At 75.0% G+C, this 13,027-nt stretch carries 12 protein-coding genes; 5 read left to right on the top strand and 7 right to left on the bottom strand.

The window, feature by feature from the left end:
- Window positions 1-4 precede the first annotated feature (4 nt).
- Both ACIGXW_RS04010 and ACIGXW_RS04005 read right to left on the bottom strand, forming a co-directional pair.
- Complete coding sequence (locus ACIGXW_RS04010) at window positions 5-517, bottom strand: metallophosphoesterase family protein (RefSeq protein ID WP_399569513.1); 513 nt, start codon at window positions 515-517, stop codon at window positions 5-7.
- A gap of 220 nt (window positions 518-737) precedes the next feature.
- Window positions 738-860: a hypothetical protein gene (locus ACIGXW_RS04005; protein WP_399569511.1), complete on the bottom strand. Its 123-nt coding sequence runs from the start codon at window positions 858-860 to the stop codon at window positions 738-740.
- 1,272 nt (window positions 861-2,132) lie between these two features.
- Between ACIGXW_RS04005 and ACIGXW_RS04000 the strand changes: the two genes are divergently transcribed.
- Window positions 2,133-2,966 (top strand): maleylpyruvate isomerase family mycothiol-dependent enzyme, encoded by an 834-nt coding sequence (locus tag ACIGXW_RS04000; protein ID WP_399569509.1) that lies wholly within the window; start codon window positions 2,133-2,135, stop codon window positions 2,964-2,966.
- Window positions 2,967-3,034: 68 nt separating this feature from the next.
- Here the strand turns inward: ACIGXW_RS04000 and ACIGXW_RS03995 are convergent, their stop codons facing one another.
- The 3 genes from ACIGXW_RS03995 to ACIGXW_RS03985 form a co-directional block, all read right to left on the bottom strand.
- Window positions 3,035-5,377: an Orn/Lys/Arg decarboxylase N-terminal domain-containing protein gene (locus tag ACIGXW_RS03995; RefSeq protein WP_399569506.1), complete on the bottom strand. Its 2,343-nt coding sequence runs from the start codon at window positions 5,375-5,377 to the stop codon at window positions 3,035-3,037.
- Between the two features lie 215 nt (window positions 5,378-5,592).
- Entirely contained in the window at window positions 5,593-6,054 is a 462-nt protein-coding gene (locus tag ACIGXW_RS03990) for a hypothetical protein (RefSeq protein WP_399569504.1), read from the bottom strand.
- Window positions 6,054-6,749 (bottom strand): hypothetical protein, encoded by a 696-nt coding sequence (locus tag ACIGXW_RS03985; protein ID WP_399569502.1) that lies wholly within the window; start codon window positions 6,747-6,749, stop codon window positions 6,054-6,056. The genes ACIGXW_RS03990 and ACIGXW_RS03985 overlap by 1 nt, the downstream gene beginning before the upstream one ends.
- Window positions 6,750-7,064: 315 nt before the next feature.
- Here ACIGXW_RS03985 and ACIGXW_RS03980 point away from each other — a divergent pair, with 315 nt between their 5' ends.
- Together ACIGXW_RS03980 and ACIGXW_RS03975 are read left to right on the top strand one after the other, a co-directional pair.
- Entirely contained in the window at window positions 7,065-7,841 is a 777-nt protein-coding gene (locus ACIGXW_RS03980) for a DUF4142 domain-containing protein (protein WP_399569499.1), read from the top strand.
- Between the two features lie 4 nt (window positions 7,842-7,845).
- On the top strand, window positions 7,846-9,243 hold the full coding sequence (locus ACIGXW_RS03975; protein ID WP_399569497.1) for a DUF1996 domain-containing protein: 1,398 nt from the start codon (window positions 7,846-7,848) through the stop codon (window positions 9,241-9,243).
- 123 nt (window positions 9,244-9,366) lie between these two features.
- On the opposite strand, the gene ACIGXW_RS03970 is transcribed toward ACIGXW_RS03975, so the two are convergent.
- Both ACIGXW_RS03970 and ACIGXW_RS03965 read right to left on the bottom strand, forming a co-directional pair.
- A complete protein-coding gene (locus ACIGXW_RS03970; RefSeq protein ID WP_399569495.1) occupies window positions 9,367-10,458 on the bottom strand; it encodes a PucR family transcriptional regulator in 1,092 nt (363 codons plus the stop codon).
- A gap of 130 nt (window positions 10,459-10,588) precedes the next feature.
- Complete coding sequence (locus ACIGXW_RS03965) at window positions 10,589-10,720, bottom strand: hypothetical protein (RefSeq protein WP_360907782.1); 132 nt, start codon at window positions 10,718-10,720, stop codon at window positions 10,589-10,591.
- Window positions 10,721-10,789: 69 nt separating this feature from the next.
- On the opposite strand from ACIGXW_RS03965, the gene ACIGXW_RS03960 reads away from it, so the two are divergent.
- Complete coding sequence (locus ACIGXW_RS03960) at window positions 10,790-11,500, top strand: hypothetical protein (protein WP_399569493.1); 711 nt, start codon at window positions 10,790-10,792, stop codon at window positions 11,498-11,500.
- Window positions 11,497-13,005, top strand: coding sequence for an NADH-ubiquinone oxidoreductase-F iron-sulfur binding region domain-containing protein (locus tag ACIGXW_RS03955; protein ID WP_399569490.1), 1,509 nt, complete (start codon window positions 11,497-11,499; stop codon window positions 13,003-13,005). The genes ACIGXW_RS03960 and ACIGXW_RS03955 overlap by 4 nt, the downstream gene beginning before the upstream one ends.
- Window positions 13,006-13,027: the final 22 nt, after the last annotated feature.

Below are 13,027 nucleotides of genomic sequence, written 5' to 3'. Positions count from 1 at the left end.
AAGGTTAACCAGGAGGCGTCGCGGGGGTGATGCGGTGCAGGGTGAGCCGGGAGAGCCGGCCGGCGTGCGCCTCCGCGGTCATGTAGGTGTGGTGCGGCTGGCGGCGCCGGTCGGTCGGTGAGCCGGGGTTCAGCAGCCTGAGGCCGCCGGGCGCCGTGGTGTCCCACGGGATGTGGCTGTGGCCGAAGACCAGCACGTCCGCGTCGGGGAAGCGCTCGGCGCACCGCTTCTCGCGGCCCGCCGCGGGCCCGGTCTCGTGGACGACCGCGAACCGCAGCCCACCGAGCTCGGCACGGGCGACCTCGGGCAGCCGGGCGCGCAGTTCGGGGCCGTCGTTGTTGCCGTACACGCCGATGAGCCGCCGTGCCCGCGAGACGAAGAGGTCGAGGGCGGCGAGGTCCACCCAGTCCCCGGCATGGATCACCGCATCGGCATCCGCGATGGCGGCCAGGAGCTCGTCCGGCAGCACCCTGGCACGCTTGGGCAGATGGGTGTCGGAGGTCATCAGCAGCCGCACGACCGGCTCCCCCGCCCACGGCCCGCGGCACCCGCGTCGGAAGCCGCCCGTCCACTCGTCATGACCCCACTCCTGCCGGACGCCCGAGGCCCCGCTCCCGTCCGACAGTGCCTCACCCGGGCGACGGGGGTGGCGCCTGCCGCGGCCCGGGCATCCGCCCTTCATCTGTTCGGACGAACGGGGACGGCGAGGGGCCGCCCCCTACCGGTCGGCGTCCCGGTCAGCGGCTCCGCCGGCCGCCCCCGGAACGCGGGCGCAGCAGCGCGGCGGCCAGGACCGCGGGGGTGGTGAGCAACAGGGTGAGGGTGACCATCGACGTGTGGTGATCCTGTTGCTTGCTCACGGACTTGACGGAGCTGTGGTAGCGGGAACGCGAGGGGGATCGCGGCCCGGCGGGCGGTGCCGGGACCCTCGTGGCGGGCGCCGGGGAGGGCCGGGGGGCCGGGCTCGGCGGCTCGTTGCTGACGGGGATGGTGCGCGCCGGTGGACGGCCGGGGGCCGGACCGGGCCGCACGGGCGGCGTCGGCGGCGTCGGCGGAGCAGGCCGCGGCGGTGTGGGAGTGCCGGGCGCGGGCGGTGAGGTGGGTGGGGCGGGAGGCGCGGGGGCCGGTGGGGCCGGAGTCGGCGGGGCCGGGGCAGGCGGCGCGGGCGCGGGAGGCGCCGGAGCCGGAGGCGGGGGGACCGGCCCCGGGGCCGGCGGCGCGGGCGCAGGCGGGGCCGGAGCCGGTGGCGCCGGTGCGGGGGGAGCGGGAGCAGGCGGGGCCGGGGCGGGGGGCGCCGGAGCCGGAGGGGCAGGGGCAGGCGGGGCCGGGGCGGGGGGCGCCGGTGGAGCGGGAGCAGGCGGAGCGGGAGCAGGCGGAGCGGGAGCAGGCGGAGCGGGCGCGGGGGGCGCCGGGGCCGGAGGGGCAGGTGCCGGCGGAGCGGGAGCAGGCGGGGCCGGTGCCGGGGGCGCCGGGGCCGGGGGCTTCGGCTTGCGGCAGGTCAGCCACACTTCCGCGTCCGCCACCGGAAGATGCGCGGTGACGTTCACACATCCCTTGCCGTCGTCGATCACCTCGGCGGTCACGGCACCGCCGAGCACGTCGGCGCTGACGTGCGAAGGCGGGTGCTCGGGAATCAGGTCGGGCAGATCGGTGACCAGGGCCGTCACCGGCAGGCCCACGACCGTGGCGTCCACGCCTCCGTCGCCCGCGGCCGCCTCCCCCGCCAGCACGAGCACCGCAGCCGCGGCCAACGTCACCACTTGCCCTGTTCTCAGCCATCCCCTCACGGGGAACAGCCTGCACATCCGCACACGAGTGCAGCCGCCGTTCCCTCAGGATTACTCCGATGGGCGGAAAATGAGCTGTTCGCGCCCTCCGGAGGTTTGCCGGGCCGGCGCCCTGGGGCCGGGCCGGGCGCCGGTCCGGCGAGTGACCGCGGGCCCCGCTGGTCTGCCCACCCCCGTCGAGCAGACCAGCGATCCCCTCCTCCGTCAGAATGCCGTCGTCCGGCGGCGGTCACTACGGGGGAAACCCTGGAGGTGCGCCCCGCATTCCCGCGGGGACCGCGGAGACGGCGGCAGGACAGGGGACCGCAGCACATACCGGGTCGGGCACGAGGGCAGATTGAGGCCATGGATTACGTCTCCCATTTCCGCCGCGAGATCCTGGCGTTCGAGGCCGCCGTCCGCCGGGCGGCCGCCGGCGACACGGCGCCCCTGGTCCCCTCCTGCCCCGGCTGGTCGGTGTCCGACCTGGTCACACATCTGGGCGGCGTCCACAGATTCGTGACCCTCCTCATCAGGGAACGGATCGTGGAACCGCCGGACACCATCGAGAATCTGATCGCCCGGACCCCGTCCGCCACGGTGGACCTGGGCTTCCTCCACCTCCCCGAGGACGTCGAGGGCTGGCCGGTGCCGGAGGAGGCCCCCAACCGCGGGCCGATACCGGCGAGTCTGGTCGACTGGTTCACCGACGGTTCCTCGGCGCTGGAGTCGCTGTTCCGCAGCCGGGGCCCGGCCGAACCGGTGTGGACGTGGTCGCCGGAGCGGACCACCGGGTTCTGGATGCGGATCCAGACCATCGAGGCGGCCGTGCACCGCTGGGACGCCGAGGCCGCGACCGGCACGGCCCGGCCGGTCGACGCGGAGCTCGCGGCGGACGCCGTCGGTCAGAACTTCGAGGTCATGGCGCCGGCCCGGCGGGCCTGGACGAAGGCGCCGCCCGGCTCCGGCGAGCGCCTGCGGTTCCGGCAGACCGACGGCACGGGCGACTGGAGGGTGCGCTTCGACGGCGACGACGTGCTGCTCGACCAGGACACGGGCCCCTGCGACGTCGAGCTGGCCGGCACGGCGTCGGACCTGCTGCTGTTCCTCTGGCACCGGATCCCCGCGGACCGGCTCGACGAGGTGAAGGGCGACCGGGACCTCCTCGAGAGGTACTTCGTCCTCGTCCCGCCCGTGTGACGGTGCGTCGGACGGGCGCGCATCCCCTCGGGCCCGGCCCCGCGCATGCGAGGCCGGGCCGGCGGCGGTCAGGAGCGGGCAGCGGGCCGGCGGTCCGGGCGTACGCACTCGATCATGTAGTCCCCGGTGTCGGGGTCCACGGTGACGCCGTGGGTCTCGCTGCCGAAGCCGGGGAACGCCCGGTCGAAGGACTCCAGCGCCCCGAGATAGCGCAGCAGCGGCCCGTCCGGGGCGCCGGTGGACTCGCCGGGCATCAGCACGGGGATCCCCGGCGGCGTGACGGTGACCATGGCGGCGGCCACCCGTCCGGCGGCCTCGGAGAGCCGTACGCGCTCGGTGCCCTGACGGATCAGCTGCTGGTAGCACCACTGGGGCGGTGCGACGGGCTCCGGCAGCTCCTGGAAGGCCGTGTCCAGCAGGGTGACCAGGTCGGCGCGGTGCAGATGGTCGTGCATGGAGTGGCACAGGTCCCGCAGGGTGGCTCCGGCGTAGCGCCGCGGGTGCTGCGCGAGGAGTCGCGGCAGGACCTGCTCGAGCGGGGCCCCGGAGTCGTAGAGGGCCTTGAAGTCCATGAGGGCGTCGAGCAGGGTTCCCCATTTGCCCTTGGTGATGCCCATGGAGAAGAGGATGAGGGTGGTGTAGCTGTCGGTCTTCTCCACCACGATGTTCCGGGTGGCCAGATAGGCCGTGAGGATCCGGGCGGGGATGCCCCAGTCGTCCCATCGGCCGGCGGCGTCGATTCCCGGGCAGGTGAGCGTCACCTTGACCGGGTCCAGGAGGCAGTAGCCCTCGTCGAGGCCGGGGAAGCCGTGCCAGTCGGCGCCCGGCTCCAGGTGCCAGCAGGAGGGCTGGGTCCGCAGGAGTTCGGTGGGGGCGTCGGCGAAGGCGTGCCGTTCCTTGGTGGCCGGGTCGGTGACGGTCCCGGGCTGCCAGGCGCCGAAGAACCAGGCGGGCCGGTCCGCGGAGGCAGCGATGCGCCTGCCGGTACGGGCCACCGCCTGGCGGAAGCGGATGGCTTCGGTGACCGCCTCGTCGATCAGCCAGTGGCCCTGGGGGCCGTCCATCATGCCGGCGGCGACGTCGAGGGAGGCGATGGCGGGGTACAGCGGGGAGGTGGTGCCGTGCATCATGAAGGCCTCGTTGAAGCGCTCGTGCTCCACCGGGGCCCTGGGCGAGGGCTTGACGTGCACCATCGCGGCCTGCGACAGCGCGGCCAGAAGCTTGTGCGTGGACTGGGTCGAGAAGACGGTGGGGCGTTCGGAGTCGGCGAGGGTGTCGGGGCCCACCGACATTCCGTAGCGCCCGGCGTAGAGGGGGTGGAAGCGGGCGTAGGCGAACCACGCCTCGTCGAAGTGGAGCCGCGGGCTGCTGGGGGCGAGCTCCCGGGCGACGTGCACGGCGTCGTAACAGAGCCCGTCGTAGGTGGAGTTGGTGAGCACGGCGTACTCGGCTCCGGGCGATACCGCGCCCTGGGCCAGCGGGTTGCGGGCGATGCGGTCCGCCACCGAGGCCGCGCGGACCTCGGCCGGCGGCAGCGGTCCCGCCAGTCCGTAGCCGTTGCGGGTGGGGACAAGGTAGACGGGTCGGGCGCCGGACAGGACCAGGCCGTGCAGGACCGACTTGTGGCAGTTGCGGTCCACCAGGGCGATCTCGTCCTGGGCGACGCAGAAGTGCCCGACCATGCGGTCCGCGGTGGAGTTGCCGTGCAGGACGAAGTAGGTGCGGTCGGCGCCGAAGATCCGGGCGGCGTTGCGCTCCGCGTCGCCGATCGGGCCGGTGTGCTCGAAGAGGGAGCCCAGTTCCTCGACGGAGATCGACAGGTCGCTGCGCAGCAGCCGCTCGCCGTAGTAGTCGAAGAACGCGCGGCCGGCCGGGGACTTCAGGAAGGCGACGCCGCCGGCGTGCGCGGGGGTGTGCCAGGAGTACTCGTGGGCGTCGTCGAAGCGCCGCAGCGCCTTGAAGAACGGCGGGAGCACGGCCTCGCGGTAGGTGCGGGCCGCGCCGACGATCCGGCCGGCGATGAACGCCGGGGTGTCCTCCAGCGGCCAGACGTAGCCGACCACCGTCTCCGACACCCACAGGGGCAGGTGGTCGAGGTCGTCATCGGCCCCGTCGGCCATGACGAGCAGGACGGGCAGGTCCTTGAAGCGCCGGCCGATCTGGCGCAGGACCGCGGCGCCGCCCGGCTCGCCGTCGGTGTGCCCCTCCCGGGAGAGGTCCCAGGCCACCACGGCGGCGGCCAGGCCCGCTTCCGTGCGCAGCACCGCCCGCGCGTCGGCCTCGGTGCGGGCCCAGCGCACTTCCAGTCCGTGGTCCTCCACGGCTTTGCGGATCCTGCGCAGTTGTTCGCCCTCGGATCCCATGCCGAGCGGGTCGTCCCGCAGTGCGAACAAAACTGTGCCGCCGACCATTTCGGCCCCCTGATGTTGCGATCATCCGGCTGTCCTCTGGTCAGTCTCGTCAGAGGGGGGCCGGTCAGGTGGCCGGTGCGGGGGCAAACCACTCGTCGGTGGGGAGTTCGCAGGGGAGTTGGGGGGCGGCGCGTGAACGCCCCGGAACCGGGGCGCCTTTCGCGTCGTGCGCGTGAGCGACGGTCCGGGGCGGTTCCGGGGCGCGGTGCGGGGGCTTAGAGGCCGAGCAGTCGTGCGGTGAGGTCGCGGTAGCCGAGGAGGGCCATCCGCAGCTCCTCCGTGCCCGGTCGCGCGGCGTCGTCGTGCCAGGCCCTGCGCAGGGAGTGGCGGCGCTCCTCGAGGAGTTCGCCCACGCGCGTGGAGAGGGCGTCGACGAGGGCGTCCGCTTCCTCGACCGAGCCGCGCGGCGTGTCGATGAAGCCGCTCATGGCCTCCTGGAGGCGGTCGTCGAGCTGTTCGCGCTCGGGGGGCGGCAGCAGGGGGCCGTCGCCGTGCGGGGTGCGCGCCGCCGTGGCGTTCCCCTCCGCCGCCGGGTCCGGCCCCGCTTCCGGCAGCGGCGTCCGCCCGTCAGCGGGGGCCATGGGCGGTACGTGCGGGTGCTGTTCCGGTCCCTGGTGGCGGGCCGGGGCGCCGCCGTGGTGGTGCCGTGCGTGGGGCTGTCCGGTGTGCCGGTCCATTACGGGCCCTCCTTCCTGGCATGCCCGCCTTCCCGGGCGTGCTGGGGGGTGACGCTCGCGCTCCTCCTCGTCGCCGGCGTCCTCGTCACCGGCTCGGGCCGCGGGTCGCCGCGCCGGGCGTGGCGCTGGGGCCGCCGGTCCTGCGGGTGCGTCCTGACCAGGTCCTCGAAGAGGCCGCGGGCCCGGACGAGGGCCTCGCGCAGCTGCTCCGTCGGGGCCTGTTCCGTGCGTGCCCGGGCGGCCGCGACGTGGATCTCGCGGAAGCCGTGGGCGGTGTGCGGGTAGTGGACGGAGAGGGAGTCGAGGAGGTCGTCCCACGAGTCGGCCGGGAAGCCGCGTTCGCGGGCGAGCCGTCCCAGCAGGTCCTCGGCGTCGGCCACGGCCCGGGCCGGGGCGTCGACGAACTGTTCCTGCAGGCCCGTCCACCGGGCGACGTACATTTCGCGCGCGTGCGCCGTCAGCGGCAGGACGTGCACGTCGCCGTGGCGTCGCAGCCGCTCCTTGAGGTCCTTCTCCGCCGCCTTCTCGTCGCCGTCGTGCCGGGCGACCGCGGCCTCGTACTCGGGGCCGAAGCGCCGGCGCAGACCGCGGCCGCCGGTGACCTGGCCGCGGCCGACGAGGCGCACGGCCACGACGACCCCGGCGAAGACGACGGCGAGGGCGACAAGGATGGCGATAGTGGCACCAGTTGGCATAGGAGCCGCCTCCCGTCGGTGCCCCTGCCTGTCAGGGGCGGTATGTGACGGGTAGCCCGGTCCCGCGGAGCCAAACGCGGCGGTGGGCGGGTGTCGCCGGGGCCGGTGCGGACGCGGCCGGGCAGCCGTCGCCCGGCCTTCCGGGCGCGGCACGCGTCCGGTGCGTCCGGCCGCACGGTAACAGCCTTCCGGGGCGGCGGCGCGGGCTTTGTCAGATACCGACGAAGCCCGTGGCGCGGGACGCCGGGGCGGCTAGCGTCACTGGCCATTCGACGGACGGCCCCCAGGAGACGAGGAGGCGGCGCCATGTGTCCCGTGCGCCCGACACACGCGATGAGGGCGGGCCTGATGAGGTCCCTGGCCCGGCGGCGGACCGGGCCCGAGGGCGGGCGGCCGGGCGCGGGGCGTGCCTCTCTCGGCACCTGGCTGGTGATCGGTGCGCTCACGGCGACGCTGGTGGCGCTGCTGGTCCCGGTGTCCTTGTTCGGCGTCGCCCGGCAGGCGGCGGCCGGCGGTCCCGCCTGGAACGACGACGGCGAAGGGACGCGGGACACGCAGTTCGGCCCGCTGTCCGCCCTGGACCGGGACTTCGTGCGCAAGGTGCGGCTGGCGGGCCTGTGGGAGAAGCCCGCGGGGCGCATGGCCCTGGAGCGCGGGACCACCGCGAGCGTGCGGACGGCGGGCGAGCATCTGGTGGGCGGGCACACGGAGTTGGACCGCCGGTCCATCGACGCCGGACGGACGCTGGGCATCTCGCTGCCGGTGCGGCCGGGCGATCAGCAGCAGGGGTGGCTGGACCGCATGGACGCGGCCTCCGGGTCCGGCTTCGACCGGACCTTCGCCGAGCTGGTGCGCATCGCCCACGGCAAGGTGTTCGGCCTGGTCGCGCTCGTACGGGACCGGACCGGCAACTCCCTGGTCCGGGAGCTGGCGACGCGCGCCAACACCGTCGTCCTCGACCACATCACCGTTCTGGAGAACACCGGGCTGGCCGGCGTCCCGCACACCCGGGACCAGCCCTCCCCGAGCCAGGCCCCGGATCCGGCTTCGTCCCAGGCCCCGGCGCAGCACAGCAACGAGGAAATGAAGTGATCCTATGACCCCCACGAAACGACAGGGCCACAAGCGCCGGCTGTCGCGCAGGACGCGCGCGCTCGTCGCGGTGGCGGCACTGCTGCTGGGCGGTGGCGGCACGGCGGTCATCGCCGCCAACGCCTCCGCCGGCGGCGCCCGCCAGCCCGCCGCGCGGTCCGCCGACGGTGCGGACGCCTCCGGCGCGGCGGCTACGGCGCTGACGATCGCCTGTCCCGACGTCGGCGACCGGCTGCGGGACGTGCCCGATCCGGCGCGTCAGCAGGTCTCCACAGGTCTCGCCGAGCTCGACGCGCAGGTGGCGCGGGCCTACGAGCGGGCCGCGTCCGGCGGCGACGGCGCGGCGGTGCTCGGCGAGCTCAAGCAGCAGCGCTCGGCGACGATAGGGCGGATGGCGGACGCCATAGGCGAGCGGTCCGCGCGGCCGTCCGATCTGACGGAGCTGAGCGGCTGCTCCTCCCGGCAGGTCCGTACGGAGGCCGCGGACGGCGGGAGCGGCGCGAACGCCCTCAAGCGCCCCATGCCCGGCGGCCCCTCCCCCGCGGACTTCGCCGACATCCGCACCGCGCCCGCGGCGTCCCGGCCCGCCGCCCGTTCCGGCGGCTCGACCGGCACGTTCTCCTCGGCGTGCGGGCGCAACGAGAACGGCCACTTCAACTCGGACAATGTCATCGTCACCCCGGGTGTCAGCAACGGGGCCCATCACACGCACGACTACGTCGGCAATCTCTCGACGAACGCCTTCTCCACGAACGCCTCCCTCGCGGCGGCCGGCACCACCTGCTCCAACGGGGACCTGTCCACGCACTACTGGCCGGTGCTGCGGCTGCTGGACGGCAAGGCCGCTCCGGACGCGAACAAGCCCGGGGGCGGGCACGACGGGAACATGGGCAAGGTGCTGCGGCCGAAGTCGGTGACGATCCAGTTCCGCGGCAGCCCGGTGTCGAAGGTGTCCGCGATGCCGCGCTTCCTGCGGGTGATCACCGGTGACGCGAAGGCGTTCACCAGCGGCACGGGCAACGCCAACGCCTCCTGGAGCTGCGTCGGTTTCGAGGAGCGGCAGCTGAAGGACAAGTACCCGATCTGCCCGGACGGCGCGGACGTGGTGCGCACCCTCGCCTTCCAGAGCTGCTGGGACGGGAAGAACACCGACAGTGCCAACCACCGTACGCATGTGGCGTTCGCCCGGCAGGACGGCTCCTGCCCGCGCGGCTTCCGGGCCGTGCCGCAGCTCGTGCAGCGCATCACCTACGACGTGCCGGACGGCACCGCGTTCGCCGTGGACAGCTTCCCCGAGCAGTTGCACAAGCCGGTCACCGACCACGGGGACTTCATCAACGTCATGCCGGACTCCCTGATGACGAAGGCGGTGGCCTGCGTCAACGGCGGGCGGCGCTGCTAGCGCCCCGCCCCCACAGGCTCCCGGCGCCGGGTGCTCCCCATCGACGCCCCTGCCACCCGGCCCCGGGAACACGGCGGCCCCGGACCTCGAGGTCCGGGGCCGTCATCCCGTGCGGTCCACGGTTCACAGGCCGTTGACCCGGGCCTGGCGGGCGAGTCCCAGCGGGTGGACGGTGGCGCCGACGGCGCGGGCCCGGCCCTGGGCGCGGGAGCGCAGGCGGCGGGACTGGGCGAGCAGGCGGCGGCTGCGCAGGGCGAGTTCCAGTTCGAAGCGCATGCGCGGTTCCCGTAGCGCCGGGCCGAAGAGCTTCTCTATCTGGCGCAGGCGGTAGCGCACCGTCTGCGGGTGCACCTGCAGGACGCGGGCGGCCTCCGGTGCGCCGCCGCTCTCCAGCCAGGCCAGCAGCGTCACTTCGAGCCGTTCGCTCTGCCGCGGGGTGAGTCCTTCGAGGGGCCGCAGCCAGCGTGCCGAAAGGGCACGGGCGAGGGACTCGTCCTGGAGCAGCAGCAGGTCGGAGAGGTGGTCGTCGACGAACACGGGCCGCGGGGCGGCGCCGGGCGGGACGAGGGTCAGCAGCCGCCGGGCCCAGCGCAGTGAGGAGGAGGCGTCGGCCACGGGCACGGCGTGCCCCACGGCCGCGGTCCGGCCGCCGAGTACGGCCGTGAGCGCGGGCCGTGTCTCGGGGCCGGGGTCGGGGACCAGCAGGCAGACGTCCGTGTCGACGGTTCCCAGCAGTCCCTGGCCGAGCGCCGCGGCCAGGTGCAGGCCGACGTGGTGCGCCTCGGTGGAGGAGGAGCCGGCGAGGACGACGGCGCGGACGCGCTCGGGCAGGGGGCAGCCGGCCTGGCGGGCGAGTTCGGCCAAGGCCCTCTCGGGCAGGCAGCGGTCCTCCGCGAGCGCGGCGAAGAGCGCCTGGCGGGCGCGGGCGCCCGGCATCGTGGTCACCACCTGACCGCCGCTGCGGGGCCGGGGCACGGTGGCCGTCGCGGTCGTACGGCCGGCCCCCGCCTTACGGCCGCGGAGCCCCAGGGCGAGCAACAGGGCCTGCTCGACCGCCGCCTGCGCCATGTCCTTCCCCATCCGCTCCGTGACCTCCGCGAATGCGGGCGTATCACGCACCAGTTCCTCGACCATCCTGGCCGCGACGGCGGGAAGTTCCTTTCTGAGGACGCGGGTCCATTCCCCGCGTGGCCGTGACCAGATGCGGTTCAGCATTTCGCACATCGTCTACCTCCGGACATCTGCACCGGACAAGGGGATCGGGACGGATGATCACGACCCTCTCGCCTGAGTGGGCATCATCAGCAGCCACCCACCGCTGTGGGGACAGCCATGCGCGAATTTGTCACAGCGCGATAAAGCTTATGAAGGGATTGCGGAATTCGAGGATGCTGACGTTCATTCGACCGCCCGGCGAATTACGCCGATGCGCGGGATTTCCGGATTTCTCAGGAACACGGGCGACCTGCTCGGCCATCGCGGGCCGCCCGTCGGAGGCCCTATGCCTGCGTCACGTACGTCCCCGTCAGCAGCGCCAGTACCGTCCATGCCCCCCACGGCACCGTTCATTCCCCCGCCGGGCGCCTTCGTGCCCCCGCCGGGGCGGTCCCGGCCCCGGGCCCGCTCCCGGCCGGCGGGCGGCTTCTCCGCCAGGCCCGCCCTGCCCGCGGCGCTCCTGCTGCTGCTCGCCGTCGCGGCCCGCTCCGGAGTCGCGGAACGGACCCAGGAGTTCCTGGACTTCGGCGCCGGGGTGCTCGCGCTCGTCTCGCTCACGGCGACGGTGCTGTGGGGGCTGGCCGCCACCGACCGGATGCTGCTGGGCCCGGCCCACCGGCTGCTCGCCCAGGGGGTGCACCGCGGCCTGGCGGTGGCCGGCCTCGGCTTCCTCGCCCTGCACATCTGGGTGAAGGTGGCCGAGGGGCATACGACGGGCACGGCGGCGGCCGTCCCGTTCACCGACGCCTCCCGCCCCTTCCTCGTCGGCCTCGGCACGCTCTCGGGCTACCTCTTCCTCGCCGTCGCCGTGACCGGCGCGGTGCGCAGCGCCTTCGCCTCGGTCGGCCGGTCCCTGATCTGGCGGGCCCTGCACATGAGCGCCTATCCGGCCTGGGGCGCGGCGCTGGTGCACGGCCTGTACTCGGGCCGTGCGGCCAGTGGCTGGGTGACGGCGGCGTACGCGCTGTGCGTGGTCGCCGCGGGTGCGGCGCTGGGGCTGCGGCTGCGCTGGGCCCGAGGCGGGCGCGGAGGAGGATCATGACCGGGCCCGTACCGACCCTGTCGGCCGTCGGCACCCCGCGGCTGCTGGCCGGGCTCGACCGGCAGCCGTGGCTGGACCGGGCGGCGCATCTGGCCCTGCACGGGCCGCCGCCGACGCCGTCCTGGAGCGAACTGGCCGCTCTGGCGGAGGAGATCGGGCTGCGCGGCCGCGGCGGGGCGGGGTTCCCCTTCGCCCGCAAGCTGCGCGCGGTCGCCGCCTCCCTGCGGCGCACGGGCGGCGCGGCGGCGGTCGTGGTCAACGGGAGCGAGGGCGAACCGGGCTGTCTGAAGGACACCGCGCTGCTGCTGCACGTCCCGCACCTGGTCCTCGACGGGGCGCTGCTGGCGGCCGGGGCGCTGGGCGCGGAGCAGGTGGCCGTCGGGGTGACCCGCGAGGACGTGGAGCTCTCGGTGCGCCGTGCGGTGGCCGAGCGCGGTACGTCCGGTCCGGCGGCGCGGGTGGTGCGGCTGCCCGAACGGTTCGTCACGGGTGAGGGGACGGCGCTGGTGCGCGGGGTGGGCGGCGGGCCCGCGCTGCCGTCCGGTCGCAAGGTCCGCTCCAGCGAGAGCGGCCTGGGCGGGGCGCCGACCCTGGTGTCCAACACCGAGACGTTCGCGCAGCTGGCCGTCGCCGCCCGGCTCGGCGCCGCCGGCTTCCGGGAGCTGGGGCTGGCCGAGGAGCCGGGCACGGTCCTGCTGACGGTCGCCGGGAAGCACGTGGTGGAGACGCCGACCGGCCTTCCGCTGCCGTACGCGCTCGGGCTGTGCGGCACCGATCCCGGTCAGGGCGTGCTGGTGGGCGGCTACCACGGCACCTGGCTGGGTGCGGCCGGCGCCGCCGCGGCGACGGTCTCGCGGGACTCCCTGGCGGCGGCCGGTGCCGTGTTCGGGGCGGGCGCCCTGCTTCCGCTGCCGGAGTCCACCTGTCCGGTCGGGGAGACTGCGCGGGTGGCCCGGTGGCTGGCGGCGGAGTCGGCGGGGCAGTGCGGCCCGTGCTTCCAGGGGCTCCCCTCGCTCGCCGAGAGCCTCTTCGAGGCCGCGCACGGCGGCGGCCGGCAGGCCCTGGAGGGCGTACGGGCCCGGATGCGGGCGGTGGAGCGGCGCGGGGCCTGCGCCCATCCGGACGGCACCGCCCGCTTCGTGGCCTCCTCGCTCGCCGTCTTCGCCGAGGACTTCGAGGCGCACGCGACGGGCGCCGGCTGCGGCCGTCCGGTCCTCGGCGCGCTGCCGCTGCCCGACGGCGTGCGGGGCGCCGCCGCGGTCCCGGGCGGCGCCCGGGCCTCCAAACCCGCGCCCGCCGAGCGGCTCCTGGTGGACTGGACGCTGTGCCGGGGGCACGGGCTGTGCGCGGACCTGCTGCCGGGCCCGCTGCGGCTGGGGCCGGACGGCTACCCGGAGCGGGCCGTCGTCGCCGTACCGGCGCGGATGCGGCAGCGGGCCCTGCGGGCCGTGCGGCGCTGCCCCGCTCTGGCCCTTCGCATCGAGACCACCGGAGCCGCCAACTGAGCGTTCTTTAGCGCCTTGTGAC

It is taken from the genome of Streptomyces sp. NPDC053079, from assembly GCF_044546695.1.
In the GTDB taxonomy this organism is placed as follows: Bacteria; Actinomycetota; Actinomycetes; order Streptomycetales; family Streptomycetaceae; genus Streptomyces.
The sequence above is the reverse complement of the archived record's forward strand: the minus strand, read 5'-3'. Positions and strand labels throughout refer to the sequence as shown.

Excerpts from the sequence above, each read along its gene's own strand:
- ACIGXW_RS04000 (WP_399569509.1), top strand. The coding sequence starts at position 2,133 with ATGGATTACGTCTCCCATTTCCGCCGCGAGATCCTGGCGTTCGAGGCC.
- ACIGXW_RS03995 (WP_399569506.1), bottom strand. The coding sequence starts at position 5,377 with ATGGTCGGCGGCACAGTTTTGTTCGCACTGCGGGACGACCCGCTCGGC.
- ACIGXW_RS03990 (WP_399569504.1), bottom strand. The coding sequence starts at position 6,054 with ATGGACCGGCACACCGGACAGCCCCACGCACGGCACCACCACGGCGGC.
- ACIGXW_RS03985 (WP_399569502.1), bottom strand. The coding sequence starts at position 6,749 with ATGCCAACTGGTGCCACTATCGCCATCCTTGTCGCCCTCGCCGTCGTC.
- ACIGXW_RS03975 (WP_399569497.1), top strand. The coding sequence starts at position 7,846 with ATGACCCCCACGAAACGACAGGGCCACAAGCGCCGGCTGTCGCGCAGG.
- ACIGXW_RS03970 (WP_399569495.1), bottom strand. The coding sequence starts at position 10,458 with ATGCTGAACCGCATCTGGTCACGGCCACGCGGGGAATGGACCCGCGTC.
- ACIGXW_RS03965 (WP_360907782.1), bottom strand. The coding sequence starts at position 10,720 with ATGGCCGAGCAGGTCGCCCGTGTTCCTGAGAAATCCGGAAATCCCGCG.
- ACIGXW_RS03960 (WP_399569493.1), top strand. The coding sequence starts at position 10,790 with ATGCCCCCCACGGCACCGTTCATTCCCCCGCCGGGCGCCTTCGTGCCC.
- ACIGXW_RS03955 (WP_399569490.1), top strand. The coding sequence starts at position 11,497 with ATGACCGGGCCCGTACCGACCCTGTCGGCCGTCGGCACCCCGCGGCTG.